This is a genomic window from Allobosea sp. 10N428 (genome assembly GCF_056394545.1).
The window spans coordinates 54,532-79,783 of record NZ_JBFTIC010000006.1 but is presented as its reverse complement, the minus strand read 5'-3'; the positions used below and the strand labels follow the sequence as shown (position 1 = coordinate 79,783).

The following is a 25,252-nucleotide window of genomic DNA, read 5'->3' as shown; positions in this document are numbered from 1 at the left end:
AACAATCATGACACAGAGAACAAAGCCGCCGTTCCGGGGAGATATGGTCGGCAGCCTGCTGCGCAGCGCGCCGGTGAAGGATGCCCGCGCCAAGGTCGCCGCCGGCGAAATGGACAAGGCCGAGCTGACCCGGATCGAGGACGAGGAGATCAAGACACTCGTCCGCAAGCAGGAGGAGATCGGGCTGCAGGCGGTGACCGACGGCGAGTACCGCCGCGCCTTCTGGCACTTCGACTTCCTCGACGGCCTGACCGGCGTCACGACCTACGAGACCGACGCAGGCATCCAGTTCAAGGGCGTCGCGACCAAGGGGCATGGCATCCGCGTCACCGGCAAGCTCGACTTCCCGGCGGATCACCCGCATCTGGCTCATTTCAAGTTCCTGGCCTCGGTCACCAGCCGCGTGCCGAAGATGACCATTCCGAGCCCGTCCATGCTGCACTATCGCGGCGGGCGGAAGGCGGTCGATCCGTCCGTCTATCTCAGGATGGAGGATTATTACGAAGACCTCGCCAAGGCCTACGCCAAGGCGATCAAGGCCTTCTACGACGCCGGCTGTCGCTATCTGCAGCTCGACGACACCAGCCTGTCCTATTTCTGCGATCCCGAGCAGAGGAAGATGCTGGCTGAGCGCGGCGACGATCCCGACAAGCTGATCTTCATCTATCGCGACGTGCTCAATGCCGCGCTGAAGGCGAAGCCGGCCGACATGCAGATCACCACGCACACCTGCCGCGGCAACTTCAAATCGACCTTCATCGCCTCGGGCGGCTATGAGCCGGTGGCCGATCTCGTCTTCAACCAGATCGATGTCGACGGCTATTTCATGGAGTGGGACGACGACCGCTCCGGCGGATTCGAGCCGCTGCGCTTCCTGCCGAAGGGCGACAAGCAGGTCGTCCTCGGCCTCGTCACCTCGAAATTCGGCGAGATCGAGAGCAAGGACAACCTCAAGCGCCGTATCGAGGAAGCCGCCAAGTTCGCGCCGCTTGAGCAGCTCTGCCTGTCGCCGCAATGCGGCTTCGCCTCGACCGAGGAAGGCAATGTGCTGGCCGAGGACGAGCAATGGGCCAAGCTCTCGCGCATCCTCGACGTTGCCAAGGAAGTCTGGGGATGAGCAGCGAACCCTGTTTCGACATCGCCCATCTCGGCCATGTCGAGCTCTTCACCGATAAGCCCGAGGCGAGCCTCGACTTCTTCGTCAATGTCTTCGGGCTGACGGAGAGCGGGCGTGAGGGTAATTCGGTTTATCTGCGCGCCTGGGACGATTACGAGTTCCACACGCTGAAGCTCACGGCGTCGAAAACGACCGGCGTCGGCCATATCGGCTACCGCGCCTCGAGCGAGGCGGCGCTGCGGCGCCGCGTTGCAGCGATCGAGGCGATGGGCGCCGGCATCGGCTGGAGCGAGGGCGATCTCGGCCATGGACGGGCCTATCGCTTCCGAGACCCCGACGGCCACATTTTCGAGATCTATTTCGACACCAACAAATATGTCGCGCCCGACAATGAGCGGCCGGCGCTGAAGAATCAGGCGCAGCGCAATCATGGTCGCGGCTGCGCCGTGCGCCGGCTCGACCACCTGAACCTGCTGGCGCAGGATGTCGCGGTGATCCGCGACTTCATGCCGAAGGCGCTGGGCAGCCGCATCACCGAGCAGATCGTGCTGGATTCGGGGGAAGTCGGCGGCTGCTGGTTCACCGTCAACAACAAGAGCTACGACATCGCCTATACGCGCGACCACACCAAGGCGCAGGGGCGCTTCCATCACGTCACCTATGCGGTGGACCAGCGCGAGCACATCCTGGAAGCGGCCGATCTCTTTCTGGAGAATGGCGTCTTCATCGAGACCGGGCCGCACAAGCACGCGGTGCAGCAGACCTTCTTCCTCTATGTCTACGAGCCCGCCGGCAACCGCGTCGAGATCGCCAATGCCGGGGCGCGGCTGATTCTCGATCCCGACTGGCAGACTGTGACCTGGACCGAGACCGAGCGGAAGAAGGGACAGGCCTGGGGGCTCAAGACGATCGAGAGCTTCCATACGCACGGCACGCCGCCGGCGGCGTAGCCCGGGCGGTCTCCGTTCAGGCCATCACCAGCCCGCCGTCGACATGCAGCGTCTGGCCGGTGACGAAGCCGCTCCAGACGCTGGCGAGGAAGAGCACGGGGCCGGCGATATCGGCGGGCGTCGCGATCCGGCGCAAAGGCGTCTGGGCGATCAGCATCTCGCGCACCTCCTCCGGTGTCGTCTCGCTCGCCTGCGTCGGGTAGACCAGCCCCGGAGCGACGCAGTTCACCCGGATGCCGAGCGGGCCAAGCTCTGCCGCGAGGTTGCGGCTGAAGCCGATGAGCGCCGCCTTGGCGGTGGTGTAGTCGTGATAGGGAATGCTCGGCCGCGTCACCAGATCGCTCGCGACATTGACGATGCTGGCACCGCTGCGGCGCTGGAGCAGCGGCAGCATCGCCCGGCTGACCGTGTAGGCCGCCTTCACTGCACCCTCGAACTGCTGGCCATAGGCCTCCCAGGGCATCTCCCAAAAGCGAGCGCGATTGTCCGGGTCGAAGCGATAGGGCGCGAAGGCATTGTTGACGACGACGTCGAGCCGCCCGACCTCCTCCGCAATGCGCGCGGCCATGGCGGAGACCGCTTCCGGGGCGGTGACGTCGGTTGCGATGGCGAGCGCCTCGCCGCCAAGTGCGCGGCACTCGGCTGCGACGGCTTCGGCCGCCGCCTCGTTCGTCCGGTAGTTGACGACGACGATCCCGCCTTCGGCAGCGAAAGCCCTGGCGATTGCCGCGCCGATCCCGCGGCTCGCGCCAGTGACGAGGATGGCTCGGTCGCGGAATTTCACGGCGCGCCGTCCTTCAGCGGGAGGAGATCGCTCTTTACGATTTGGTTCATGTCGAGCGGGCGGGCGATCAGGCCGAGGCTGCGGAAGGTATCGGCGCCCTTCTGCAGGGCATCGAGATCGAAGCGGCCGAGACCCTCGCGCTCCGTCATCGGCGAGACGCTGGAGAGGTTGCGCAGCTTGATGATCTCGAGATTGACCGCTTCGTCGCGGCCGTTGATGGCGCGGGTGACGGCGAGGCGCGCGGCCTCTTCGGGCTTCGCGATCATCCAGGCGGCGGAGTCGCGATAGGCGGCGAGGAAGCGCTTCAGCAGCGGCTTGTTCTGCTCGTAGAAGGCTTCCTTCACCACGAAGATGTCGCTGGGAAGGTTGAGCTGGTCGCGGACTTCGATGACATCCGCCTCGCCCAGTCCCTTGGCGCGGGCAACGAGCAGGCCGGTATCGGTCGCGGCGGTGGCATCGACCTGCCCCTGCATCAGCGGCGCGAAATTGAGCAGGCCGGTCGGCTGGATGGTGACGTCCTTCTCGCCGAGACCAACCTGATGCAGCAGCACGAGCAGGTTCTGATAGGTGCCGCTGGCGAGGCTGTAAACGCCGATGCGCTTGCCCTTGAGATCGGCGGCGCTGCGGATGCCACTGGTTTTCAGCGCGACGACGTTGAAGACGTTCTGCGGATAGATGTTGTAGATCGCGACGAGCTTCTCGCCCTTGTCGAGCGCGATGTAGAGCGAGGCGGGGTCGGTGAAGGCGATATCGGCCTGCCCCGTCAGCATGTTCTGGATCGCCGCGCCGCCGCCATTGCCGGGCACATAGTCGAGCGCGATTCCCCTGGCCTTGAAGAAGCCCTTGTCCGGCTCGGCCAGCAGGTTGGTGATCTCGCTGATCGGCTGGCTCCAGCCGGCGACGGTGACCTTGTCCAGCTGCTGCGCCATGGCGGGGGCGGCGATGAGGCACGACAGGGCAAGAGCAAGGAAGGCGCGGCGGATTGGCATGGATCTAGCCTTTCGAGAAACGGTGCAGGACGCGGCGCTCGATGAGGCGGACGGCCTCGTAGAGCAGCATGCCCAGCGCGGTGATGACGATGAAGAGCGCGAAGATCAGGCTCGAATCCATCACGCTCTGCGCGGCGATGATCGAGGCGCCCAAGCCGGTGCGCCCGCCGATGAACTCGCCGACCACGGCGCCGACAAGCGCGAGCACGACAGCGACGCGCAGGCCCGCCATGATGACGGGAAGGGCAGCGGGCAGCTTGAGGCGCAGCAGGGTCTGGAGGCGGCTCGCGCGGAGCATGCGGAAGAGTTCGCGCTTGGCCGGATCGACCTCGCTCACGCCGGTCAGCGTGTTCTCCATTAGCGGGAAGAAGCAGATCAGCGCGGTGATGACGATCGTCGGCGTCATGCCGAAGCCGAACCAGATGATGAAGAGGGGCCCGAGCGCGAGCTTGGGCACGAGCTGGCTCGCCAGCACATAGGGGCGCAGCAGGCGGCTGAGCGCCGGCACTTCCGCCAGAATGATGCCGACACCGAGCCCGATGACGGCGCCGATGCCAAGGCCGAGCGCCATCTCCGCGGCCGTGACGGCAAGATGAGGCCAGAGCCGGCCGGTGGCGATCTCGCTCCAGAGCGTCGCGAGCACGGCGGAGGGGGGCGGGAGGACGAGCGCCGACAAGCCGCCGAGCCGGCACCAGATCTCCCAGCCCCCGAGCAGGGCGAGCAGCAGCAGGAGGGAGGGCAGGCGCGCGGTCATGCAGCCGGCCTCCGGCTCGTTGCGGCCGTCGCCTCGCCATCCATGGCGTCGCGCAGCTCATGGCAGGAGGCGGCGAATCCGGGAGCGTAGCGCATGTCGCGGTGGCGCGGGCGGGGCAACTCGATGCGGCGCGCATGGGTCAGGCTGCCAGCGGCCATCACCGCGACCTTGTCGCCGAGATAGACGGCCTCGCCGATGTCATGGGTGACGAAGAGCGCGGTGGTGCCGTTGAGTGCGCAGAGCCGCAGCAGGTCATCCTGCAATTCCTCGCGCGTCAGTGCGTCGAGCGCGGCGAAGGGTTCGTCGAGCAGCAGCAGATCGGGATTGTCGACCAGCGCACGGGCGACAGCGACGCGGCTCTGCTGGCCGCCCGAGAGTTCGGAGGGCCGGCGCGCGGCGAAATCCACCAGACCGATGCGGGCAAGCAAATCGAGTGCCGCGTCACGGTCGGCTCCCGTCGGCCGGCGCTTCAGCGAAATCGGCAGCAGCACGTTGTCGAGGGCGCTCAGCCAGTCGAGCAGCGTCGGGGCCTGGAAGACGAAACCGGCGCGGGCGCTCGGGCCATGCAGCGCCTCGCCGCCGATGCGGATGGCGCCTTCGCTCGGCATGAGCAGGCCGGCCGCGAGCTTCAGCAGCGTGGTCTTGCCGCAGCCGCTGCGACCCAGCAGGCAATGGATCTCGCCGCGCGGGATCGCCCAGTCGACGCCGTCGACGACCGCGGAACCTGCCGCGCCATAACGATAGCGGACCTGTTTGATTGTGACGAAATCGGACATGGCAGGGTCAGTCGACATAGGGCGCGAACCCCTCTGCCGCCGCTTCCGTCGATTGCTCGATCTCGGTGAAGGTGGCGAGGTCGAGCAGGCTGAAGCGCCCGTCATGATGCCAGCCGGCTTCCGGTGCGGTCATCCGGCCCAGCGGGGCGATGCGGCTGATGCCGACTTCGCCCAATTGCTCCGCGAGCCGGAACAGCCTCTCGGGGGCTGCGGCGGCGCCCGCCGTTTGCAGGAAGCTGCGATAGGGCGCGACGAGGGCGGGGACGTCATCGAGGCTTTCGACCGAGACCAGCTTGAGCGTGCGGTTCAGGCCGGTCGGGTTCAGGGCTTCCGGCGCATCGACATGAACCACGCTCCAGCCATCGCTGGGCTCGCCGAGGAGTTCCGCAGTGCCTTCCAGCGCGCGCATCTCCTGTGCGCCGCGCCATGCGGCGATGGAAGAGGCTTCGCCTTGCGAAAGCGCGCGGCGGGGGTGGCGGGAGGCGAGGGCGGCGAGTTCGTGCGCGACGTAGCGCGCGAATTCGGCGGGGCTGACGCGTCCACCGCGCTCGACGAAGAGCATTTGCGGCGAATAGCAGCCCTGCTGCTCGTAGCGTGCGACGTCATGGGCGGCGAGCCGGGCCAGGGCCGGAGCCTTGCGGCTGTCGAGCGCTTCGCGCGCGATCACGCCGAAGCCGATCTTGTGGCCATGCGGCAGGAAGCGGGTCGTGATCGGCAGTTTCGCACGCAGTGCCGCGAGCGTGTCGTTGCCGCCATAGGCCATGACGGTGTCGGCCGCGCGCAGGAACGCCGGTTCGGCAGCCGCTTTGCCGCCCTTCCACCAGACGATGGCGAGGCATTCGCCGAGTTCCGGGTCGATTTCGGCGAGGAGGCCCGCGAACCAACCGGCCGTCAGCGGCTCGGCCGAAGCGAGCTTGCCGACGCTGCCGGCCTTGACCAGCAATCCGCAGATCAGGCTCCAGAGCGAGAGCGCCGGGACGTTGCCGGCCCAGACATGCAGCAGGAGCTCTGGGCCATGGGCGCGCAGGTAACCGCCCTTGGCCGTCGGCTGGAAGCCGTCGAGCATGGCGGGATTGGCGAAATCCTCGGCCAGGAAGCGCAGGAGCTGCGGGCGCCGGAAGGTCTTGAGATAGCCGGTCAGGCCGAGCCGGACCGTCTCGCGGTCATAGCCGGTGACGATCGGTAGAAGGTGCTCGGCCTTGCGCCGTAGCGGGTGCTGTCGGTCGAGCAGGCGCGCGACGGCGGCGTCGATCGCCGCGACGATGCGCGCCGTGTCCATCCGCTTCAGCCGGGCGCGGGCATTGTTGCGCACATGCTCGCAGAGCGTCGCAGCCTGAGCCTCGTCGAGTTCCGGCAGCGCGACCGAGACGCTCTCGCCCCAGGCGCTGTGGCCGACCTCGCGCCAGCGCAGTGCCTCACGGCTCAGGCCCGGCAGATGGCCCGCATGCTCGATCACGTCCGTCAGCCCCGCGCCGCGGCGAGGAACTCCGCCACAGCGACCGAGCAGCCCTTCGAGGCCTCGCCATCGACACGGCCGAGCAGCTTGAAGCCTCCCGGCACGATCTCGCCGGCATCCTCGGTCAGGATCGCCGCGACGCAGTTGAAATGGGCGAGGTCGTGATGGACGATCACGCCGCGCTCGCCCTCCGGCAAATCCGCTCCGCTCAGCGGATCGACGACGCGGCTGCGGATCCAGTGCGGGCCGGATTTCACCGACGGGCAGACCGCATTGCCGTCGTCGTAGAGCTGCGAGCTCAGCTCGGTCATGCCGTACATGTTGATGCAGGATGAGCGCGGCACGCCGAAGGCGGCGGCGAGCCCGTCATAGAATTCGTCCGGCGTAAGTTCGCGCGACTGGCCCTTGAAGCCGCCGGTGTCGAGGATGAGGCTGCCTTCCGGCAGAGCAAACCGCAGGCCGCGTGCCGCGAGCTCATCCATCAGTGGCACGAAGGAATAGCTCGCGCCGAGCAGGGCATAGGGCTCGCCGCTGGCCTCGGCCTGCGCGAGCGCCGGCAGTAAACGATCCAGATCGAGACCGGCGGCGCCAATGAAGACCTGGGAATCGGGCGTTCCGCATTCGCGCCGGGCGAGCCCGAGATAATGCCCGAGCGAGGAATTCGGCAGCGCCGTCTCATCTGGGAAGAGGATGCCCATGCGGATGCGCTCGCGGCCAAGCATGAAACGCGCGCGGAAATTCACCAGCATCGAGCGCTTCCAGACGGCGAGCGTCGGGTGGTAGCTGCGGCCGCGCACGCCCTGTGTTGTGCCGCTCGTCATGAAGACATGGCTTGACGCCTCCGGCGGGCTGCAGCTCAGCGTCAGGTCCTTGAAGGCGGTGATCGGCACGGCCGGGATGTCGCGCCAGCGCTTCACCGAAAGCGGCGTGCGGCCGCGCTGCAAGCAGAAGCGCTTGTAGGGCTCGTTGTTGCGGAACTGATAGGCGAAGACCTTCAGCGCCATCGCCTCGAACTCGGCTTCCGACGCGTCGGGAAGCGCGATGAACGCCAGCAGCGCCTCGATGATCTCGGCTTGCGTCACTGCGGCCCACTCCGTTCGGACGCTCGCGGCCAAGCCGGGAGCGTCGATCGCAAAAGGATCACGGGCGCAAGCTGGAATCAGGGCCTTGGATGGCCGCATGTCCCGCATCCCTACGCCGGTATGATCCGGATCAGGTTCGGAGGGTCACCGCGTTGCCGGTCTCAAGAGCCAGCCGGCGGAATCTCAGCCTCCTAGCGAGGCCCCCCTGGGAACAGGGTTTAGGTGGGGCTTCGGGCCATGGCTTGTCAAGCGTTGCCGGCGCAAGGCCAGGTTGGAGCCGACTCGAAATCCTGACATGGCGCGCATGCCGAAGAAGAGGCTCGACGCCGGCCTTCAAAACCGTTTCTGTGCCGGCCATGAACCTTTCCGCGCCGCCGCCCCGCATCGCCTCCTTCACCTGCGAGAAGAAGCCGGCCACCGGCTCGCGCGGGATGGTCGTCACCAATCATCCGCTCGCCTCGGCGGCGGGCGCGCAGATGCTGCTCGCCGGCGGCAATGCGATCGATGCGGCGGTGGCGTCGCTGTTCGCGCTGACGGTGGCCGAGCCGATGATGGTCGGCATTCTCGGCGGTGGCCTGAGTCATATCCGCCTCGCGGACGGCCGCCATGTCGTGATCGACAATCTCTCGACCGCGCCGGGCCACGCGACTCCGGACATGTATGACTGCCTGTCCGACGAGATCGGCAGGCAGCGCGAGACACGCGACCGCGAGAACGTGGTCGGCGCCAAGGCCGTTGCAGTGCCGGGCGCGCTCAAGGGCTGGTGCGAGGCGCTGGCGCGCTTCGGCACGCTGCCGCTGGCCGAGGTGCTGCAGCCGGCGATCGGTCTGGCGGAGCGCGGCTTCGTGGTCACGCCCTATCTTTCGAATTGCATCACCGACAACGCCGCCGATCTCGCCCGCGATCCGGGCCTCACCGCGCTCCTGCTGCCGGGCGGCCAGCCACTCCAGCCCGGCATGCGGCTGGTTCAGCCGGACTATGCCGCCAGCCTGAAGCTGATTGCGGTGGAGGGGCCGGATGCGCTCTATGGTGGGCGGCTCGGGCGGGCGCTGACCGACTACATGGCGGCCCATGGCGGGCTGATCGATCAGGCCGATCTCGCGAATTACCGCATCGAGTTGCGCGAGCCGATCCGCGGCTCCTATCGCGGCTATGAGATCATCGGCCCGCCGCCGCCCTCGTCCTCGGGCGTGCATATCGCGCAGATGCTCAACATCCTCGAAGGTTACGATATCGGTGCGCTCGGCTTCGGCTCGGCGGATGCGGTGCATCTGTTGGCCGAGGCGCTGAAGATCGCCTTCGCCGACCGGGCGGTGGCGACGGCTGATCCCGCCTTCGTCAAGGTGCCGGTCAACAGGCTGATCGACAAGGGCTATGCGGCCGAGCGGCGCGCCCTGATCGAGATCGGCCGGGCGAAGAGCTGGACGGCCGGGCTTTCGGGCGGTGAATCCGCCGACACCACCCATGTCACCGTCGCGGATGCGCAAGGCAATGTCGTCAGCGCGACGCAGACGATCAACGGGCTGTTCGGCGCCTGCGTGCAGATTCCGGGCACCGGGATGATCGCCAACAACTACATGTTCAACTTCGATCCGCATCCCGGCCGCGCGCTCTCGATCGCGCCGGGCAAGCGGGTCTTCACCTCGATGGCGCCGATGATGGCGCTGAAGGAGGGCAAGCTTGCCTTCGCGCTGGGATTGCCGGGTGCATTGCGCATCTTCCCGTCGGCGCTGCAGGCGATCGTGAACCTGATCGACCACCGCATGACGCTGCAGGAAGCGGTCGAGGCGCCGCGCGTCTGGACAGAAGGCGGCGTGCTCGAGCTCGAGGAAGCCATCCCCGAAGCGGTCGCGCAGGAGCTCGCGGCCCGCGGCCACAGGATCCTGCGTTCGCCGCGCGTCGCCGGCGGGATGAATGCCATCGCCTTCAACCCGGATGGCACGCTGACGGGCGCCGCCTGCTGGCGCGCCGATGGCACGCCGGTCGCCATCTCCGGCGGGCTTGCCCGTGCCGGCGCACGCTTCACCATCTGACCTATTTCCGGACCTTTCCATGCCCGAGACGATCGTTCTCCTCGATATGACCAGCCCCGAGCGGGCCGACCGGCTGCGTGCGCTGCTGCCTGATGGCTTCGTGCTGACGCATGGGACCGCGCGCGGCGACGAGCACATGAAGGAGATCATCGCCGAGGCCGACTATGCGATTTCCGGGCAGGTCGGCGTCTCCGCCGATGTGCTGCGGGCGGCGAAAAAGCTGAAGCTGCTGCACAAATGGGGCGTCGGCTACGACAACATCGACATCGCTGCCGCAAAGGAGTTGGGCATCCAGGTCGCGCGCACGACCGGCTCCAACGCCGTGGCCGTTTCCGAATTCGCGATCGGGTTGATGCTGTCGACCCTGCGCCTCATCGCATACGGCAATGCTGAGCTTAAGAAGGGCCATTGGCGCACGGGTCAATTGCCGTCGGATACCTATACGCTCTCGGGCAAGACGGTCGGCATCGTCGGCTTCGGGGCGATCGGCAAGAATGTCGCGAAGCTGCTGAAGGGCTTCGGCTGCACCATCCTCTACAGCAAGCGCACGCCGCTCGATGCCGCCGAAGAAGCAGCGCTGGGCGTAAAGCATGCGTCGCTGGCCGAAATCCTGACGCAGGCGGATGTCGTCTCGCTGCATTGCCCGCTGACGCCCGAAACCAAGGACCTGATCGATCTGGCGGCCTTGAAGGCGATGAAGAAGACGGCGGTGCTGATCAATGTCGCGCGCGGCGGCGTCGTCAACGAGGCCGATCTCGTCACGGCGCTCAGGGCGAAGGAGATCGCCGGCGCGGCGATGGATGTCTACGAGATCGAGCCGCTCCCGGCCGAGAGCGAATTGCTCACCCTCGATAATCTCGTGACCACGCCGCATCTCGCCGCCATGGCGTCCGACAATTTCGCGCCGGTGGTGAAGCGGATGTTCACGAACATGCAGCACGTCTCGCGCGGCGAGCCGGTGCCGCCGCTCGATCTGGTGGTGTGAGTCGGCGCTGTCTGCCGGCTTGGGTATCCGTCATTCTCGGGCGAAGTGCAGACCCGAGGATCTCGTGACGAGAAGGCGCTGGTTTCCGAGATGCTCGGGTCAAGCCCGAGGATGACGGCTAGGTTTGGGTGCGGTGAAGCTCAATGCAGCCCGCCGACGCCGACATAGCGTTCGAGCACGGCGGCATCGCTCCGCAGCGCGTCGGGTTTGCCCGACCAGACGATGCGTCCGCGTTCGAGGATGATGACGTCCTCGGCGAATGCGAGCGCGCTTTCCAGACGCTGCTCGACGAAGAGGATTGTCATTGCGCCGCTCGCGGCGAGCCGCGTGAAGGCTTCCATCAGCATGTCGCAGATGACTGGGGCCAGGCCCTCCAGCGGTTCGTCGAGCAGGAGTACCGAGGGCTCGCCGAGGATGGTGCGGGCCGTCGCCAGCATCTGCTGCTCGCCGCCCGAAAGCTGCGAGCCCAGGTTGCGGCGGCGTTCCTGCAGGCGGGGAAAGAGCGCGTAGGCTTCCTCGATCGCGCTGCGCGGGCGGCCCTTCAGCCCGGCGAAGAGGTTTTCCTCCACGGTCAGGCCCTTGAATACCTCGCGTGTCTGGGGGACGAGGCCGATGCCGCTATGGGCGCGGGCGGCGGTGCCGAGTGCGGTGATGTCCGTGCCGCCAACGCTGATGCTGCCGGCATAGCGGCGGGTCAGCCCCATCAGGCTCGCCATCAGCGTGGTCTTGCCCATGCCGTTGCGGCCGAGGATGGAGAGGCGCCCGCCCGCCGGCACAGAGAACGAGACATCCTCCAGCACATGGGTCTGGCCGTAGCCGGCGCTCAGGCCGCGGACGTCAAGCGTGGCTGCCGGCATGCGCGTAGTTCCCGAGATAGGCTTCACGGACCTTAGGGTCCCTGGCGACATCGGCCGGCAGGCCCTGGAAGATGAGTTCGCCGGCAGCGAGCACTACCACCCGCTTGGCGAAGCGGAAGACGAGGTCCATGTCGTGTTCGATCATCAGAACCGCGAGGGAGGCGGGCAGGCGGGCCAGCGCCTCCTCGATGCGCGGGGTATCGGCGGAGGGCACGCCGGCCGCGGGCTCGTCGAGCAGCAGCACCTTCGGGCGCTGCGCCAGCGCGATCGCGATTTCCAGCAGGCGTTGCTGGCCATAGGCAATGGTGGCGACCTTGCGGCGCGCGACCTCGGCAAGCCCGAGCATGGCGAGGATCTCGTCGGCTTCGTCGCGTGCTTCGGAAGCTCCGTGGAAACGGGCGAAGATGCGCGTCGCCCGGCCAAGCCGCTGCAGGATGGTCATCACCACATGCTCTTCCGGCGTCATGTCCGGGAAGAGGCGGGTCACCTGGAAGGTGCGGACGAGACCGCGTCGCACGCGTTTCACGGCGCCCAGGCCCGTGATGTCCTCGCCGGCGAGGCGGACGCTGCCTGCGCTCGGCGGGATGCGGCCGGTGACGAGGTTGACGAAGGTGGTCTTGCCGGCGCCGTTCGGGCCGATCAGGGCGAGTCGCTCGCCCTCGGTCATCGCCAGCGAGATGTCGCGGCTAACCTTGAGCCCGCCGAACTCCTTCGTGAGATGCGAGACCTCGAACACGGCGCTCATCGGCCGGCCCCCCAGCGGTTGCGCGTCAGCAAGCGTGCGATTTCGTCCAGCGTCCCGGAAAGCCCGCGCGGGGCGAAGAGCACGATGGCGATCAGCACGGCGCCGACCAGCGTCATCCAGTGGAAGGGGTTGATGGCTGCGACGATATGCTCGAGCGCCATGAAGATCACGGTGCCGATCAGCGCACCGTAGAGGTTGCCGATACCGCCCAGCACCAGCATGACGAGCGCGTTGGCCGAGATCTCGAAACTCACGCTGTCGAGCCCGACGACCTGCGTCGCGATGGCCGCGAGCGCGCCGCCCATGCCGGCGACCGCGCCGGAGATCACGAACATCTTGAGCAGCACCGGGAAGGCGTAGATGCCGAGCGCGCTGATGCGCAGCGGGTCTTCCTTGAGGCCACGGCAGACCATGCCGAAGGGCGAGCGCGTGATGAGGCGTAGCGCCGCGAAGACGATGACGAGCAAAGCGAGGCCGAAGAGATAGGCGCTGCGGCCCCAAAGGTCGAACTCGAAGATGCCGAAGAGGGGGGCGGGAATCATGCCGGACAGGCCGTCGCTACCGCCTGTCAGCGAGGAGGCCTTGTTGGCGGCCTCGTGCAGGAGCTGGACGATGGCGATCGAGAGGACGAGCTGCGGCAGGCCATGGGCGCGTAGCATCACCGTGCCCATGAGCAGCCCCATGACGGCGCCTGCTGCGGCGCCGATTAGGATGAGCAGGAAGGGCTCGGTCACGCCATGCACGCAGGCGATACCGGCGGCATAGGCGCCGGCACCGTAGAGCGCACCCTGGCCGAGCGAAGCGATGCCGCAATAGCCGACGATCAGGTCGAGCGAGAGCACGAGCAGCGCAACCGAGATGACGCGGGTCAGGAAGGCGAGGTTGTCAGGGAAGAGCACATAACCGGCGAGGCCGACCAGCGCGATGACGGCGAGGCCAAGGAGATCGCGGCCGAGCGTGCGGAAACGATGCGTACCGGGATGCCGGAGCGTGGCGTCAGTCATCTTACTGCGCCCGCCCCATCAGGCCGCGCGGAAAGGCACAGACCACCAGGATCACTGCGAGATAGAAGAAGAAATTGCCAAATTCCGGCATGAGATAGCGCCCGGTGACATCGATGGCGCCGAGCAGCAGGCAAGCGGCAAGCGCCCCTGGGATCGAGCCTGCGCCGCCTACGGAGACCACGACCAGGAACGTCACCATATAGCGCAAGGCGTAATAGGGTTCGATCGGCAGGAATTCGGCGCCGACCACGCCGCCGAAGGCGGCGAGACCGATCGCGAGCGCGAAGCTCGCTGCATAGATGATCTCAGTGCGCACGCCGAGCGCGCGCGCCATTGGAGCGTTCTCGACGGCGGCGCGCAGATGGATGCCGAAGCCGGTGCGCTCGATCAGGAGCCACAGACCTCCGGCGACGACAAGGCCGCTGACGATGACGAAGATCCGGTGGCCGGCGATGCTGCGGAAGCCGAGATCGATCGGCCGGGCGAGCTCGGCCGGCAGCGGGATCGTCTTCAGCGTCGGGCCGAAGAAGTAGTTGGTGATGCCGATGACGCAGAAGGTGATGCCGATCGTCATGAGCACCTGCGAGAGCTCGCTGCGGTCGTAGATGCGGCGATAGAGCAGGCGCTCCAGCGGGATCGCGAGCAGCACCGTGCCGACCATGGCGAGGATGATGGCGAAGCCGTAGCCGAGGCCGAGATCGCGCGCCGCATAGGACGCGATGTAGCCGCCGATCATGGCGAAGGCGCCATGCGCGAGATTGACCACCCGCATCAGCCCCATCGTCAGCGACAGGCCGATGCAGATGATGAACAGCGCCATGCCATAGGCGAAAGCGTCCATGGCGATGCTCAGCGCGGTCTGCATCTGCGGGCCTCGTCGAACCGGACAGTGGAGAACGAGGGTGCCTGGCGCACCCTCGCCAATCTTAGTGCTGGTTGCCGGCTGCGCTCACTTGGCGAGGCCGGGGTCCTTCTGGTCCGGGAAGCTGGCGATCTCCCGGTTGATCCAGCGGCCCTGCGCATCCTTGGCAACCTCGCGCAGATAGATCGTCTGCGTGATGTGCCGGGTCTCGGGATCGATCTTGACCGGGCCGCGCGGGCTCTCCCAGGCGAGGCCCTTGACCGCCTCGACCGCCTTTTCCGCATCCTGCTTGCCGCCCGTGGCCGCGATCATCTTCGAGATCACGAACAGGCCGTCATAGGCTCCGACGGCTGGGAAGGAGAGCAGATCCGGCGCGCCGATCGCCTTGTCGGCGGCGGCGACGAAGCGCTTGTTGATCTCGGAGTCATGCGAGACGGCATAGTGGAAGGAGGTCACCATCCCCGCCGCCGCCTCGCCGAGCGCCGGCAGATCGGACTCCTGCGTCAGGTCGCCGGTGGCGAAGAGCTTGACGCCGGCCTGCTTCAGGCCGGTATCGCTGAAGGCCTTGACGAAGCCGAGCGTCGGCGGGCCCGAGGGCAGGAAGGCGAAGACGCCTTGCGCGCCGGCATCGCGGATGCGCTGCATGATCGGGCTGAACTCGGTGGTGTTGAGCGGCATTCGGATCGATTCGGCGACTTCGCCACCAGCCGCTTCGATCGCCTTCTTGAAGGCGCCTTCAGCATCGACGCCGGGGCCGTAATCGCTGACGACCGAGACGAATTTCTTGATGCCGCGGTCGACTGCGGCCTTGCCGATCGGCGTTGCGGTCTGTGCGGTGGTGAAGGAGGTGCGGACCACCAGCGGCGAGGAGGTCATGATCGCCGAAGTCGCGGCGTTGAAGATCACGAGCGGCACGTTGCCCTGCTTCAGCAGCGGCGTGATCGCCATGGCGTCGGGGGTGAAGTAGACGCCGCCGAGATACTGCACCTTGTCGCGGACGATCAATTCTTGCGCCAGGGCCCGGGCCTGCTGCGGATTGGCGGTCGGCAGGTCGCGATAGACCAGCTCGATGTCATGGCCGGCGACGGTCTTGCCGTTCTGCGCCAGCCAGGCCTCGGCGCCGGCCTGGAAGTTCTTGCCCTGCAAGGCGAAGGGGCCGGAGAACGGCCCGATGATGCCGACCTTGATGGTGTCGGCGCTGGCTGCGCCGGCCATGCCCAGAGTGCCTGCAAGCGCCAGGGCGCCGGCACGCAGCAGCCGGCCGAAGGATGTTTTCTGCATTGTCCCTACCTCCCGATCTTTCCTCTGCCGCGGCCGCCTTTTCGCGCGGTGCGACAACTCTTGCCGTTCGTTCCTGGCCGGATCGCTGCGCTGCGGCGCCCGACTCTTGTTGTCACCAACGCAATTTTTCGCGCGAGGGCAATGCCCATCGCCGTCCGGAACTCAAAACCCTCGAACTGAGGCTGGCTGGAGATGATTTCGTCCTTCCGGGGCTAAAAATGAAGATGATCCTGCTGAGGTGCTGGGCGAACCCGGCCCTAATAGGGCAGGCCGACATAGTTCTCCGCGATGGTGACGCCCGCCGCCCGCGAATGCGTGAGGTAATCGAACTCGGCCTCCTGAATGCGTCGGTCGAAGCCGTCCTTTTCGGGAAAGCGGTGCAGCAGATTGGTCATCCACCAGGAGAAGCGTTCCGCCTTCCAGACGCGTGCAAGTGCGCGGGCCGAATAGGCGTCGAGGCCGGCATCCGAATGATCGCGATAGTGCTCGCGCAGGGCGTCGAAGAGATAGCGCACATCGCTCGCCGCCAGATTGAGCCCCTTGGCGCCGGTCGGCGGCACGATATGGGCGGCGTCTCCGGCGAGAAAGAGCCGGCCGAAGCGCATGGGCTCGGCGACGAAGCTGCGTAGCGGCGCGATGCTCTTTTCCAGCGAGGGACCGGTCACGACGGAATCGGCGATCCCTGTGGGGAGACGCCGGCGCAACTCGTCGAAGAAGGCATCGTCCGACCAGTTCGCGACCCGCTCCTCCAGCGGAACCTGGACGTAGTAGCGGCTGCGCTCGGCCGAACGCATCGAGCACAGCGCGAAGCCGCGCTCGTGATTGGCATAGACCAGTTCGTGTGCTGCCGGCGGACGGTCCACCAGCAGGCCGAGCCAACCGAAGGGATAGACGCGCTCGAAAATCTGCAGCGCATCGGCCGGGACAGAGCGACGCGACACGCCATGATAGCCGTCGCAGCCGGCGATGAAGTCGCAATGCAGCTCCTTGGCCTCGCCGTTCGCCCGGAAGGTCACGCGCGGCGAGGTTCCGCCGAAATCGTGCAGTGCGACATCTTCGGCTTCGTAGAATGTCGTCCCTCCGAGCCGCTGGCGGGCGTCGATGAGATCGTGCGTCACCTCGGTCTGGCCGTAGACGGTGACCGTCTTGCCGCCGCTGAGCTCCTTCAGGTCGATGCGGTGGAGCGTGCCGCGGAAGGCCAGCGCGAAGCCGTCATGGACGAGACCTTCGCGATCGAGCCGCTCGCCGACGCCCGCTTCGTGCAGGAGATCGACCATGCCCTGCTCGAGCACGCCGGCGCGGATGCGTGACAGCACATAATCGGCGCTGCGCCGCTCCAGGATGACGTTGTCGATGCCGGCACGCGACAGAAGCTGCCCAAGCAGCAGGCCGGCAGGCCCGGCGCCGATGATGGCGACCTGCGTTCGCATTCTTTTTGACCTCCCACGGAGCGTCGATTTGCACCGTTCGATCCGTGGTCGAAGGATATCCTACGCAAGGCGATTGACGGAATGGAGGATTCGCGCATTGTCTTGGACAAATCGATCCTGAGGAAAGCATGCCCGGCAGGAGCGTCCCCGCCTATTGGCTCTATGGCGAGCGCCTGACGGATCGCTTCCCCGACGCGCTGCATATCGAACCGATCGTGGCGCGCAGCTCGCTGCATGGCTGGACGATCCAGCCGCATCTGCATCACGATCTCTTCCAGTTCTTCCTCGTCACCGACGGCGGCGGCCGGACGCGGGTCGACGGTCGCGAGCACCAGCTGGCGCCGGGATCGGTGCTGCTTTTGCCGCCGTCGACGATCCATGAGTTTGCCTTCCTCGACGATACCAACGGTTTTGTTGCCAGCGCGGCCGCGACATCGTTGAAGCGCCTGTTCGGCAACGAACCGGAGGCGCACGCACTGCTCGGTGCGGCAGCGGTGCTGCATGTGCCGGTCGGGAGCGCGCAGTTCGCCGCACTCGACGCCACGATGCGGTTGGCGATGAGCGAGTTCGCGGCGAACCTGCCGGTGCGGGAATTCTCGCTCGGCGCCTATGCCGACCTGATTGCGTCCTGGTTCGTGCGGGCGATGCGGGGCGCACGCGCGGTTGCCGAGCCGGCGCGGGATGCACGGGCCGAGCTGGTGCGCCGCTTCGTCGAGCAGGTCGAGACGCGCTTCCAGCACCATGACGCGCTCACGGACTACGCCCGCGCGCTGGGCGCCTCGGTGCCGCATCTGTCACGCAGCTGCCGGGAACTGCTTGGCCATTCGGCGGCGCGCGTCATCCAGGACCGGCTGATGATCGAGGCGCGGCGCGATCTCGTCTACACAGCGATGACGATCTCGCAGATCTCGTTCCGCCTGGGATTTTCCGACCCGGCCTATTTCTCGCGCTTCTTCGCCAAACGCGCGGGCTTGTCGCCCTCGGACTATCGGGCGACGCCCTGACGCCGGTCAGCCCGCGGCCTCGATTTCCTTCATCACCGCGGCAGCCTCGGCAAAGGCGGTGTTGCCCGCGGGCACGCCGGCATAGATCGCCGTCTGCATCAGCACCTCCTTGAGATCGTCGGCGGTGAAGCCGCCGCGGGTCAGCCCGGCGCGGACATGCAAGCGGAATTCCTCCCAGCGGCCGAGGCTCGCGGTGATGGCGAGGACGAGCAGGCGCCGCGTCCGGTCGTCGAGGCCGGGGCGGCTCCAGATTTCCTGCCAGGCGATGCGGGTGATCATCGCCTGGAACTCGGCATTGAATGGCGTGCGATTGGCGAGCGATCGATCGACCCACGCGTCGCCGAGGACGCGCCGGCGGTTCTTCAGGCCAGCTTCGAACAGGGTTTCTGCAGCGCCGGCCGCATCGGGGCCGGGCGACAGGAAGGCACGCAGCGCACCGGCCAGGGCAGCGGGCGCCTCGAGCGGGGCGAGATGGCCGCAGTCGAGCCGTTCGAGGGTCGCGTCCGGGATCGCGGCGACGAGATTCTCGCCATGGCCGGCGAAGGGGGTGGAGGCGTCGCGATCGCCGACGACGACGAGCGTCGGGCAGGAGAGACTGGCGAGCCGGCCGATCAGGTCCATGTCGCGGATGGCGGCGCCTGCGCCGGCATAGCCTTCGCTGTTCATGGCGATGAGACCGCGCCGGACGCTCTCAGCGACTGCCGGCTGGCCTGTGGCGAAAGCCGGCGAGAGGAAGCGCTGCATGGCGAGATCGGCTATCGCCGCTGTGCCGCCGGCGCGGACCTTTTCGACTCGATCCTGCCATGCCGCCTTGTCCATGGTTGCCGAAGTGCAGATCAGTGCCAGCGCCGCAACCCGCTCCGGCCGGGTGAGCGCGAGCTCCATGGCGATCATGCCACCGAGCGAGACGCCGGCGACTGCCGCTCTGTCCACGTCGGCTGCGTCCATCACCGCAGCAACATCTCCGGCCAACTGGGCGAGCGTGTAGTCGCCGCTCGGCGCGTCGGAGGCGCCATGGCCGCGGGTGTCGAGCCGCAGGACACGGAAGGAGGGGAGGAGAGCGGGCATAGCCGCGTCCCAGAGGCCGAGATCGGTGCCGATCGAGTTCAGCAGGACGAGGGCCGGCTTGTCGTCCGTGCCTTCGAGCTTCCAATAGATGCGGGCGTCGCTGCTTGCTGCGAAAGGCATCGTTCGTCCCTTAGTCGTTCTGCGCGAGCAATGCGGCGACGAGTGCCGGACTCTCGCCGATATCGGTTCCGAGGCCGGCGGCCGCGAGATTACGGGCGATGGCGGCTTCGTCGACCTCAAGGCCTTCCGCGACCATCGCCATGGCGCCGGCCGCGCCTGCCGCGAGCAGAAAAAGCTCTGCCAGGGCCGGACCCTCGGCCTGCCAGCCGCCGAGACCACGCTCCTGCTCGGCCGGGAGACCGGCGAGGATGCCGGCAACGAGGCCGGGAGCGCGCAGGGCGGCGGAGAGCGCGACCTGACAGCCGGTGGGGTTGCGCTTATGAGCCATGGCGGAGGAGCCGCCACGGCCGGGGATCGCCGGCTCGCGGGCCTCGCCGACGCCGTTCTGGGCCAGGAGCGAGACGTCGCGTGCCATCTTGCCGAGTGCGCCGATGATGATGGCCAGCGCCGTGGCGATACCGGCGATGCCGCCGCGGCGTGCATGCCAGGGCGGGGAATCGGGCAGGCCGAGTGCGGCAGCGAGACGGGCGGAGACGGCTGCGCTCTTGCCGCCGAGACCGGCGCGCGAGCCGGCGGCGCCGCCGAATTGCAGCGTTGCGCCGGTTTCGACCTCGCGGTTCAGGCGGGCGGCGGCTTCTACGATGCCGGCTTGCCAATGTGCGATGCGCAGACCGAAGCCGATCGGCAGCGCGTCCTGCAACAGCGTGCGGCCAATCGCCGGGGTCTCGGCATGGCGTTGTGCGAGTGCGGCGAGCGCCGTCGCGATACGCGTGAGATCGCCGCCGAGCCGATTGCTGGCGGCGTGGATCTGGCAGGCCAGTACGGTATCGGCGACATCCTGGCTGGTGGCGCCCTTGTGGAGGGCCTTGGCGGCCTCGCCGGTCAAGGCGGCGCGCAGCCGTGCCACCAGCGGGATCGCCAGCGTGCCGGCCAGCGCTGCCTCCTCGGCAAGCGCGGCAGGGTCGATCGCGATCTCCGCGCAAAGCGCGGCGATCGCGCCGGCTGCATCGGGGCCGATCAGCCCTTCCACCGCCTCGGCACGGGCGAGTCCGGCTTCGAAGGCGAGCGCGTGCCGAAGCGTGGCCGCGTCCGAGAACACGGCCAGCATGGCTTCGGTGGTCGCCGGCCTCGAGCGGAGGAACCCGCTCACGCGGCCTTGGCGAGGCTCGGCGCCACAGTGAAGGGCGCCGCCGTCTTGGCCTTGACCTCGTCGAGGGTGACGCCGGGGGCGAGCTCGATCAGGGTGAGGCCACCGCCATTCTCCTTGTCGCAGCTCAGGACGCAGAGGTCGGTGATGATGAGATCGACCACGCCCGCGCCGGTCAGCGGCAGCGAGCAGCGCTCCAGTACCTTGGATTCGCCCACCTTGTTGGCGTGATCCATCACGACGATGACCTTCTTGACACCGGCGACGAGGTCCATCGCGCCGCCCATGCCCTTCACCATCTTGCCGGGGATGGTCCAGTTGGCGATGTCGCCATTCGCAGACACTTCCATCGCGCCGAGGATGGTCAGGTCGATATGGCCGCCGCGAATCATCGCGAAGCTATCGGCTGAGGAGAAGAAGCTGGAGCTCGGCAGGGTCGTGATCGTCTGCTTGCCGGCATTGATCAGGTCGGGATCGGCCTCGCCCTCATAGGGGAAGGGGCCGATGCCGAGCAGGCCGTTCTCGGATTGCAGCGTGACGTCCACACCCTCGGGGATGTAGTTCGCCACCAGTGTGGGAATGCCGATGCCGAGATTGACGTAGAAACCGTCCTTCAGCTCCTTGGCCGCGCGGGCGGCGACCTCTTCGCGGGTCCAGGCCATTATGCCGCCTCCCTCTTGCGCTCGGTCAGCTTCTCGATGCGCTTCTCGTTGATCGTGCTCTTGATGACGCGGTCGACGTAGATGCCCGGCGTGTGGATCGCCTCGGGATCGAGCGAGCCGACCGGCACGATCTCCTCGACCTCGGCCACCGCCACCTTGCCGGCGGTCGCCATGTTCGGATTGAAGTTCCGCGCCGTCTTCCGATAGACGAGGTTGCCGGCGGTGTCGGCCTTCCAGGCTTTGACGATGGCGAGGTCGGCCCGGAGCCAGGTCTCGCGGACATAAAGGTGCCCTTCGAATTCCTCGATCGGCTTGCCTTCGGCGACGACGGTGCCGACGCCGGTCTTAGTGTAGAAGGCCGGGATGCCGGCGCCGCCGGCGCGGATGCGCTCGGCCAGCGTGCCCTGCGGGTTGAGCTCCAGTTCGAGCTCACCGGCGAGATATTGCTGCTCGAACAGCTTGTTCTCGCCGACATAGGACGCGATCATCTTCTTGATCTGCCGGGTCTGCAGCAGCATCCACAGGCCGAAGCCGTCGGCGCCGGCATTGTTCGAGATCACCGTCAGGTTCTTCACGCCGGAATCGCGGATCTGCGGAATCAGGCTTTCGGGATTGCCCGACAGGCCGAAGCCGCCGGACATGATCGTCATGCCGTCGAAAAGCAGCCCCTCCAGCGCCGCGGCGGGGCTGTCGTAAATCTTGCGCGTCATCTGTCCTCCCTGGGCGAGGCTTGTGGCCTCAGCGTTCGCTCCGGTGTTCCGGCTGCCTCGGTGCCGGCGGCGCCACAGTTAGACCGGTCCAAAGTTTCCGGCGCGATCAGAATACGAACGTGGGAGAATGTCTATGGCCGTGACGCAACTGGCACGGCCTTCGCGCAATGTCGGCGTGTTCCATCTGCTACCGGCTTCAGGCGGCGGCCAGCCGCTCAGATCCCGGGATCGGAAATGCCCGGTCATAGGCCAGATTGAACAGGAAGGCGTAGACCACGTAGAAAATCACGATCGCGAGATCCATCAGGAAGGTCTCCCACAGGCCCATGCCGAGATACCAGGCGATCGGCGGCAGGAGCAGCAGGAGAAGGCCGCCCTCGAAGAGCAGCGCATGCAGGACGCGCGCCGGGATGTTCTTCTGCGTGTGCCCGACCAGCCGGTGCATGGCGTGATCGAAGCCGAGGTTGAAGAAGAAGTTCCAGATCGTCGCGACGGTGGCCGAGCCGACGCCGATCACGCCCATATGCGTCGCCGGCAGCCCGAAGAGCTGGGCGCCGCCGGGAATCACCAGAGCCAGTCCGATCACCTCGAACAAGACCGTGTGGCGAACCCTGTCGGGAAAGGAGCGCATCGACATTCAAAAACCCGTTGTTCTCGTTGACGCCCGGTCTTCTATCGCCAAATTTGAGCATCTCAAGTTGGGTATTATCTGGATTGCAGATAGATGAGTGTCTCCTTCGAGCAGTTGGAAGCCTTTGTCGCGGCGGCCGAGCACGGCTCTTTCTCGGCGGCGGGCCGGGTCCTGCGCAAGGCGCAGTCGGCAATCAGTACGCAGGTGGCCAATCTGGAGGAGGATCTCGGCATCGTGCTGTTCAGCCGTGCCGGCCGCAACCCCGTGCTGACGGCGGCCGGCGAGAGGCTGCTGCGCGAGGCGAGGGTGATCCTTGACCGGCGGGAGCATCTGCTCGGCGTCGCCAGCGGCTTTGAGGCGCATGTCGAGAACCGGCTGGTGGTCGCGATCGACGAGCTCTATCCGGAACATCTGCTGGGTGCGCTCTTCGCGGATTTCGCCCGGCAGTTCCCGCATGTCGAGCTGGAGCTGCTTTTCCCGCTGATGGAGGATGTCAGCCAGCTCGTCCTGGCCGGGCAGGCCGATATCGGGGTGATGTGGCGGCAGGAGGTGCTGCCGGCCGAGCTCGGCTTCCAGACGGTCGGCTGGGTGCCGATCAAGCTCGTCTGCGGCAAGGAGCATCCGCTGGCCGGCACCCGCGTCGACTGGGAGGATCTCAAGCGGCACCGGCAAATTCTTGTCGCGGCGCGCGGCGACGGGCCGGAGAAGCAGCGCCTGCGCGTCGCGGCGGAGGTCTGGTGGGTCGAGAGCCACTGGGTCATCCTGCAGCTGGTGAAGCAGGGCATCGGCTGGGCCTTCGTTTCCAGCTCCGTGATCGAGCATTCGCCGGTCGCCGCCGATCTCGCCATGCCCGATCTCCAGTTCGACAATTTCGACCTGCCCGTCGCGCTGGAAATGGTCTGGCACAAGCAGCGTCCCTGCGGGCCGGCCGCGAGCTGGCTGCGCAAACGCTTCGCCGCTGCCCGCATCGGTGCGGACTGATCGCTTCAGCGCTCGTGCTTTCGCTTCGAAGCGCGGTAAGGGTCGAATGCGACAGCTTGCGGGAATTAAATTACATATCTACGGCGGCGTGTGCGGATGAGTTTCGTCTACAAAGTCCGACAGTGTCGGAGTTTGTCGAGAGCGATCGATGCACCATCTTGCCACGCGAGGCAGTGTCGAATATCGTTATCAGTAATAAAATTTCATAATGCCGCCGAGGGCGGTTTCATCCGGGGAGTGACGATGCACAACGATTCCTTCTCTCGCGCCGGTTTGACGCGCCGTGGCCTGGGCGGCCTTGCCGCCGGTCTTGCGGGCTCGACCATGCTGGCTCCTGCTGTGGCCTGGGCCCAGGCCGCTTCGAGCGCGAACCTCGCCATGGTCGGTGAGCCGCAGTCGCTCGATCCGATGGCGTCGACCGCCGATCTCGTCGGCACGATCATGCAGCATGTCTACGAGCCGCTGTTCACCTTCGACGCCAATTGGGCGACGCAGCCGATGCTTGCGGCCGCGCTGCCGGCCGTCTCGGCCGATGGCAAGACCTACACGATCGAGCTGCGCAAGGGCGTGAAGCTGCATAATGGCCGCGACCTCGACTCCGAGGACGTGGTGGCATCGCTGAAGCGCTGGTTCGACATGACGCCGCGCGGCAAGGGCTTGGCGAAGAGCCTCGCCAGCCTGACCGCGAAGGGGCCGAGCACGGTCGAGATCGTGCTGAACAAGGTAGAGCCGGCGCTGCTGGCGCATCTGGCGCTGCCGTCTGGCTTCGCTGCGATCATGGCGAAGGAGACGACCGCCAATCCGCTGACCGAGTTCGTCGGCACAGGCCCCTACAAGTTCCGCGAGCGCAAGCCCGACCAGTTCGTCGTGCTGGTGAAGCACGAGGGCTATGCTTCGCGCAGCGAGCCGGCTTCCGGCTATGCCGGCAAGCGCGAGGCCAAGATCGACGAACTCCGCTTCATCCCGGTGCCGAACGCCAATACCCGGCTCGAGGGCGTCATCGCCGGCCAGTACCAGTTCTCCGACCAGCTCGCGGTCGAGAGCTTCAAGAAGCTGTCCGGGGCGAGCGCGGCGCGCGCCGTGCTGACCATGCCCTTCGGCTTCCCCTATTTTCCGACCAACACCAAGCAGGGCCCGATGGCCGATCTGAAGGTCCGCCAGGCCTTCCAGATGGCGCTCGACCTCGAAGAGGTGCTGATGGCCGGTTTCGGCGAGCCGAAGTTCTTCGCGACCGCTGCCGAGCATTTCCCGAAGGGTTCGCCCTTCTTCTCCGAGGCAGGCAAGGACAAGTACAGCAAGGCTGACGCCGCCGGGGCCAAGAAGCTGCTGGCCGAGGCCAAGTATGACGGGACGCCGATCCGCATCCTCAACTCGAAGCAGTACGACTTCCATCACCGCATGGCGCTTGTCATGGCCGAGCAGCTGAAGGCGGCCGGCTTCAAGGTTCAGCTCGACGTCGTCGACTGGGCGACGCTGATCCAGCGCCGCGGTGATCCCGCGCTGTGGGACATCTACATCACCCATTCGGCCTTCCTGCCCGAGCCGATGCTCTCCCCGCCGCAGCTCGGCGAAGGCGCGCCGGGCTGGTGGTCGAGCCCGGCCAAGGAAGCCGCGCTCACCGCCTTCAACGGCGAGCCGGACCCGGCCAAGCGCGGCGCGCTCTGGGGCAAGGTCCAGCAGGTTGTTTATGACGAGGTGCCCTATATCCGCGCCGGCAATTTCGGCGCGCTCTCCGGCGCCTCGGCCAAGATGACCGACTACGCCGCGATGCCGTGGCCGTCCTTCTGGAATGTCGGCCTGACCAAGTAGCCGCTGGAGCTACCG

The 25,252-nt window shown here is 66.8% G+C and carries 24 protein-coding genes and 1 riboswitch; of the genes, 7 read left to right on the top strand and 17 right to left on the bottom strand.

The window, feature by feature from the left end:
- The first annotated feature begins 7 nt into the window (after nucleotides 1-7).
- Together AC1DDA_RS18740 and AC1DDA_RS18735 are read left to right on the top strand one after the other, a co-directional pair.
- Complete coding sequence (locus AC1DDA_RS18740) at nucleotides 8-1,117, top strand: 5-methyltetrahydropteroyltriglutamate--homocysteine S-methyltransferase (protein WP_476796885.1); 1,110 nt, start codon at nucleotides 8-10, stop codon at nucleotides 1,115-1,117.
- A complete protein-coding gene (locus AC1DDA_RS18735) occupies nucleotides 1,114-2,067 on the top strand; it encodes a catechol 2,3-dioxygenase (protein WP_476796884.1) in 954 nt (317 codons plus the stop codon). The genes AC1DDA_RS18740 and AC1DDA_RS18735 overlap by 4 nt, the downstream gene beginning before the upstream one ends.
- Before the next feature lie 16 nt (nucleotides 2,068-2,083).
- On the opposite strand, the gene AC1DDA_RS18730 is transcribed toward AC1DDA_RS18735, so the two are convergent.
- Genes AC1DDA_RS18730 through AC1DDA_RS18705 form a run of 6 tightly spaced genes read right to left on the bottom strand, consistent with a single transcriptional unit; the run spans nucleotide 2,084 to nucleotide 7,908 of the window.
- Nucleotides 2,084-2,851, bottom strand: coding sequence for an SDR family oxidoreductase (locus AC1DDA_RS18730; RefSeq protein WP_476796883.1), 768 nt, complete (start codon nucleotides 2,849-2,851; stop codon nucleotides 2,084-2,086).
- Entirely contained in the window at nucleotides 2,848-3,840 is a 993-nt protein-coding gene (locus AC1DDA_RS18725) for an ABC transporter substrate-binding protein (protein WP_476796882.1), read from the bottom strand. The genes AC1DDA_RS18730 and AC1DDA_RS18725 overlap by 4 nt, the downstream gene beginning before the upstream one ends.
- 4 nt (nucleotides 3,841-3,844) lie before the next feature.
- Nucleotides 3,845-4,594, bottom strand: coding sequence for an ABC transporter permease (locus AC1DDA_RS18720; RefSeq protein ID WP_476796881.1), 750 nt, complete (start codon nucleotides 4,592-4,594; stop codon nucleotides 3,845-3,847).
- On the bottom strand, nucleotides 4,591-5,370 hold the full coding sequence (locus AC1DDA_RS18715; RefSeq protein WP_476796880.1) for an ABC transporter ATP-binding protein: 780 nt from the start codon (nucleotides 5,368-5,370) through the stop codon (nucleotides 4,591-4,593). Before AC1DDA_RS18715 ends, AC1DDA_RS18720 begins: the two co-directional genes overlap by 4 nt.
- Before the next feature lie 7 nt (nucleotides 5,371-5,377).
- Nucleotides 5,378-6,826 carry an acyl-CoA reductase gene (locus tag AC1DDA_RS18710; RefSeq protein ID WP_476796879.1) on the bottom strand — a complete coding sequence of 483 codons (1,449 nt, stop codon included), beginning with the start codon at nucleotides 6,824-6,826 and terminating at the stop codon, nucleotides 5,378-5,380.
- Nucleotides 6,827-6,831: 5 nt separating this feature from the next.
- Entirely contained in the window at nucleotides 6,832-7,908 is a 1,077-nt protein-coding gene (locus AC1DDA_RS18705) for a LuxE/PaaK family acyltransferase (protein WP_476796878.1), read from the bottom strand.
- A gap of 89 nt (nucleotides 7,909-7,997) precedes the next feature.
- A riboswitch (TPP riboswitch) is annotated at nucleotides 7,998-8,125 on the bottom strand.
- A gap of 139 nt (nucleotides 8,126-8,264) precedes the next feature.
- On the opposite strand from AC1DDA_RS18705, the gene ggt reads away from it, so the two are divergent.
- Both ggt and AC1DDA_RS18695 read left to right on the top strand, forming a co-directional pair.
- Nucleotides 8,265-9,941 carry a gamma-glutamyltransferase gene (ggt, locus tag AC1DDA_RS18700; protein ID WP_476779436.1) on the top strand — a complete coding sequence of 559 codons (1,677 nt, stop codon included), beginning with the start codon at nucleotides 8,265-8,267 and terminating at the stop codon, nucleotides 9,939-9,941.
- Nucleotides 9,942-9,960: 19 nt separating this feature from the next.
- On the top strand, nucleotides 9,961-10,926 hold the full coding sequence (locus AC1DDA_RS18695) for a 2-hydroxyacid dehydrogenase (protein WP_476796877.1): 966 nt from the start codon (nucleotides 9,961-9,963) through the stop codon (nucleotides 10,924-10,926).
- Between the two features lie 140 nt (nucleotides 10,927-11,066).
- Here the strand turns inward: AC1DDA_RS18695 and AC1DDA_RS18690 are convergent, their stop codons facing one another.
- From AC1DDA_RS18690 to pobA, 6 genes are all read right to left on the bottom strand, one after another.
- On the bottom strand, nucleotides 11,067-11,783 hold the full coding sequence (locus tag AC1DDA_RS18690) for an ABC transporter ATP-binding protein (protein WP_476796876.1): 717 nt from the start codon (nucleotides 11,781-11,783) through the stop codon (nucleotides 11,067-11,069).
- The gene (locus tag AC1DDA_RS18685; protein WP_476796875.1) at nucleotides 11,764-12,528 is read right to left on the bottom strand and encodes an ABC transporter ATP-binding protein; all 765 of its coding nucleotides are present in this window, start codon (nucleotides 12,526-12,528) and stop codon (nucleotides 11,764-11,766) included. Before AC1DDA_RS18685 ends, AC1DDA_RS18690 begins: the two co-directional genes overlap by 20 nt.
- The gene (locus tag AC1DDA_RS18680) at nucleotides 12,525-13,532 is read right to left on the bottom strand and encodes a branched-chain amino acid ABC transporter permease (protein ID WP_476796874.1); all 1,008 of its coding nucleotides are present in this window, start codon (nucleotides 13,530-13,532) and stop codon (nucleotides 12,525-12,527) included. Before AC1DDA_RS18680 ends, AC1DDA_RS18685 begins: the two co-directional genes overlap by 4 nt.
- Nucleotide 13,533: 1 nt before the next feature.
- The gene (locus AC1DDA_RS18675) at nucleotides 13,534-14,397 is read right to left on the bottom strand and encodes a branched-chain amino acid ABC transporter permease (protein WP_441511805.1); all 864 of its coding nucleotides are present in this window, start codon (nucleotides 14,395-14,397) and stop codon (nucleotides 13,534-13,536) included.
- 84 nt (nucleotides 14,398-14,481) lie between these two features.
- On the bottom strand, nucleotides 14,482-15,609 hold the full coding sequence (locus AC1DDA_RS18670) for an ABC transporter substrate-binding protein (protein ID WP_476797097.1): 1,128 nt from the start codon (nucleotides 15,607-15,609) through the stop codon (nucleotides 14,482-14,484).
- Nucleotides 15,610-15,932: 323 nt separating this feature from the next.
- Nucleotides 15,933-17,105, bottom strand: a complete 1,173-nt coding sequence (gene pobA, locus AC1DDA_RS18665) for a 4-hydroxybenzoate 3-monooxygenase (RefSeq protein ID WP_476796873.1) — start codon at nucleotides 17,103-17,105, stop codon at nucleotides 15,933-15,935.
- 128 nt (nucleotides 17,106-17,233) lie between these two features.
- Between pobA and AC1DDA_RS18660 the strand changes: the two genes are divergently transcribed.
- Nucleotides 17,234-18,109 (top strand): helix-turn-helix domain-containing protein, encoded by an 876-nt coding sequence (locus tag AC1DDA_RS18660; protein ID WP_476796872.1) that lies wholly within the window; start codon nucleotides 17,234-17,236, stop codon nucleotides 18,107-18,109.
- Between the two features lie 6 nt (nucleotides 18,110-18,115).
- Here AC1DDA_RS18660 and pcaDC read toward each other — a convergent pair whose 3' ends face one another.
- The 5 genes from pcaDC to AC1DDA_RS18635 all read right to left on the bottom strand — a co-directional run bounded on the left by pcaDC (nucleotide 18,116) and on the right by AC1DDA_RS18635 (nucleotide 22,453).
- Complete coding sequence (pcaDC, locus tag AC1DDA_RS18655; protein WP_476796871.1) at nucleotides 18,116-19,297, bottom strand: bifunctional 3-oxoadipate enol-lactonase/4-carboxymuconolactone decarboxylase PcaDC; 1,182 nt, start codon at nucleotides 19,295-19,297, stop codon at nucleotides 18,116-18,118.
- A 10-nt stretch (nucleotides 19,298-19,307) separates the two neighbouring features.
- A complete protein-coding gene (locus AC1DDA_RS18650; protein ID WP_476796870.1) occupies nucleotides 19,308-20,447 on the bottom strand; it encodes a lyase family protein in 1,140 nt (379 codons plus the stop codon).
- Complete coding sequence (locus AC1DDA_RS18645) at nucleotides 20,444-21,106, bottom strand: 3-oxoacid CoA-transferase subunit B (RefSeq protein ID WP_476779427.1); 663 nt, start codon at nucleotides 21,104-21,106, stop codon at nucleotides 20,444-20,446. The genes AC1DDA_RS18650 and AC1DDA_RS18645 overlap by 4 nt, the downstream gene beginning before the upstream one ends.
- Nucleotides 21,106-21,816 carry a CoA transferase subunit A gene (locus AC1DDA_RS18640; RefSeq protein ID WP_476796869.1) on the bottom strand — a complete coding sequence of 237 codons (711 nt, stop codon included), beginning with the start codon at nucleotides 21,814-21,816 and terminating at the stop codon, nucleotides 21,106-21,108. Before AC1DDA_RS18640 ends, AC1DDA_RS18645 begins: the two co-directional genes overlap by 1 nt.
- Before the next feature lie 196 nt (nucleotides 21,817-22,012).
- Nucleotides 22,013-22,453 carry a PACE efflux transporter gene (locus tag AC1DDA_RS18635; protein WP_476779426.1) on the bottom strand — a complete coding sequence of 147 codons (441 nt, stop codon included), beginning with the start codon at nucleotides 22,451-22,453 and terminating at the stop codon, nucleotides 22,013-22,015.
- An 87-nt stretch (nucleotides 22,454-22,540) separates the two neighbouring features.
- Between AC1DDA_RS18635 and AC1DDA_RS18630 the strand changes: the two genes are divergently transcribed.
- Complete coding sequence (locus tag AC1DDA_RS18630; protein ID WP_476796868.1) at nucleotides 22,541-23,428, top strand: LysR family transcriptional regulator; 888 nt, start codon at nucleotides 22,541-22,543, stop codon at nucleotides 23,426-23,428.
- A 243-nt stretch (nucleotides 23,429-23,671) separates the two neighbouring features.
- Complete coding sequence (locus AC1DDA_RS18625) at nucleotides 23,672-25,237, top strand: ABC transporter substrate-binding protein (protein ID WP_476796867.1); 1,566 nt, start codon at nucleotides 23,672-23,674, stop codon at nucleotides 25,235-25,237.
- The last annotated feature ends 15 nt before the right edge of the window (nucleotides 25,238-25,252 follow it).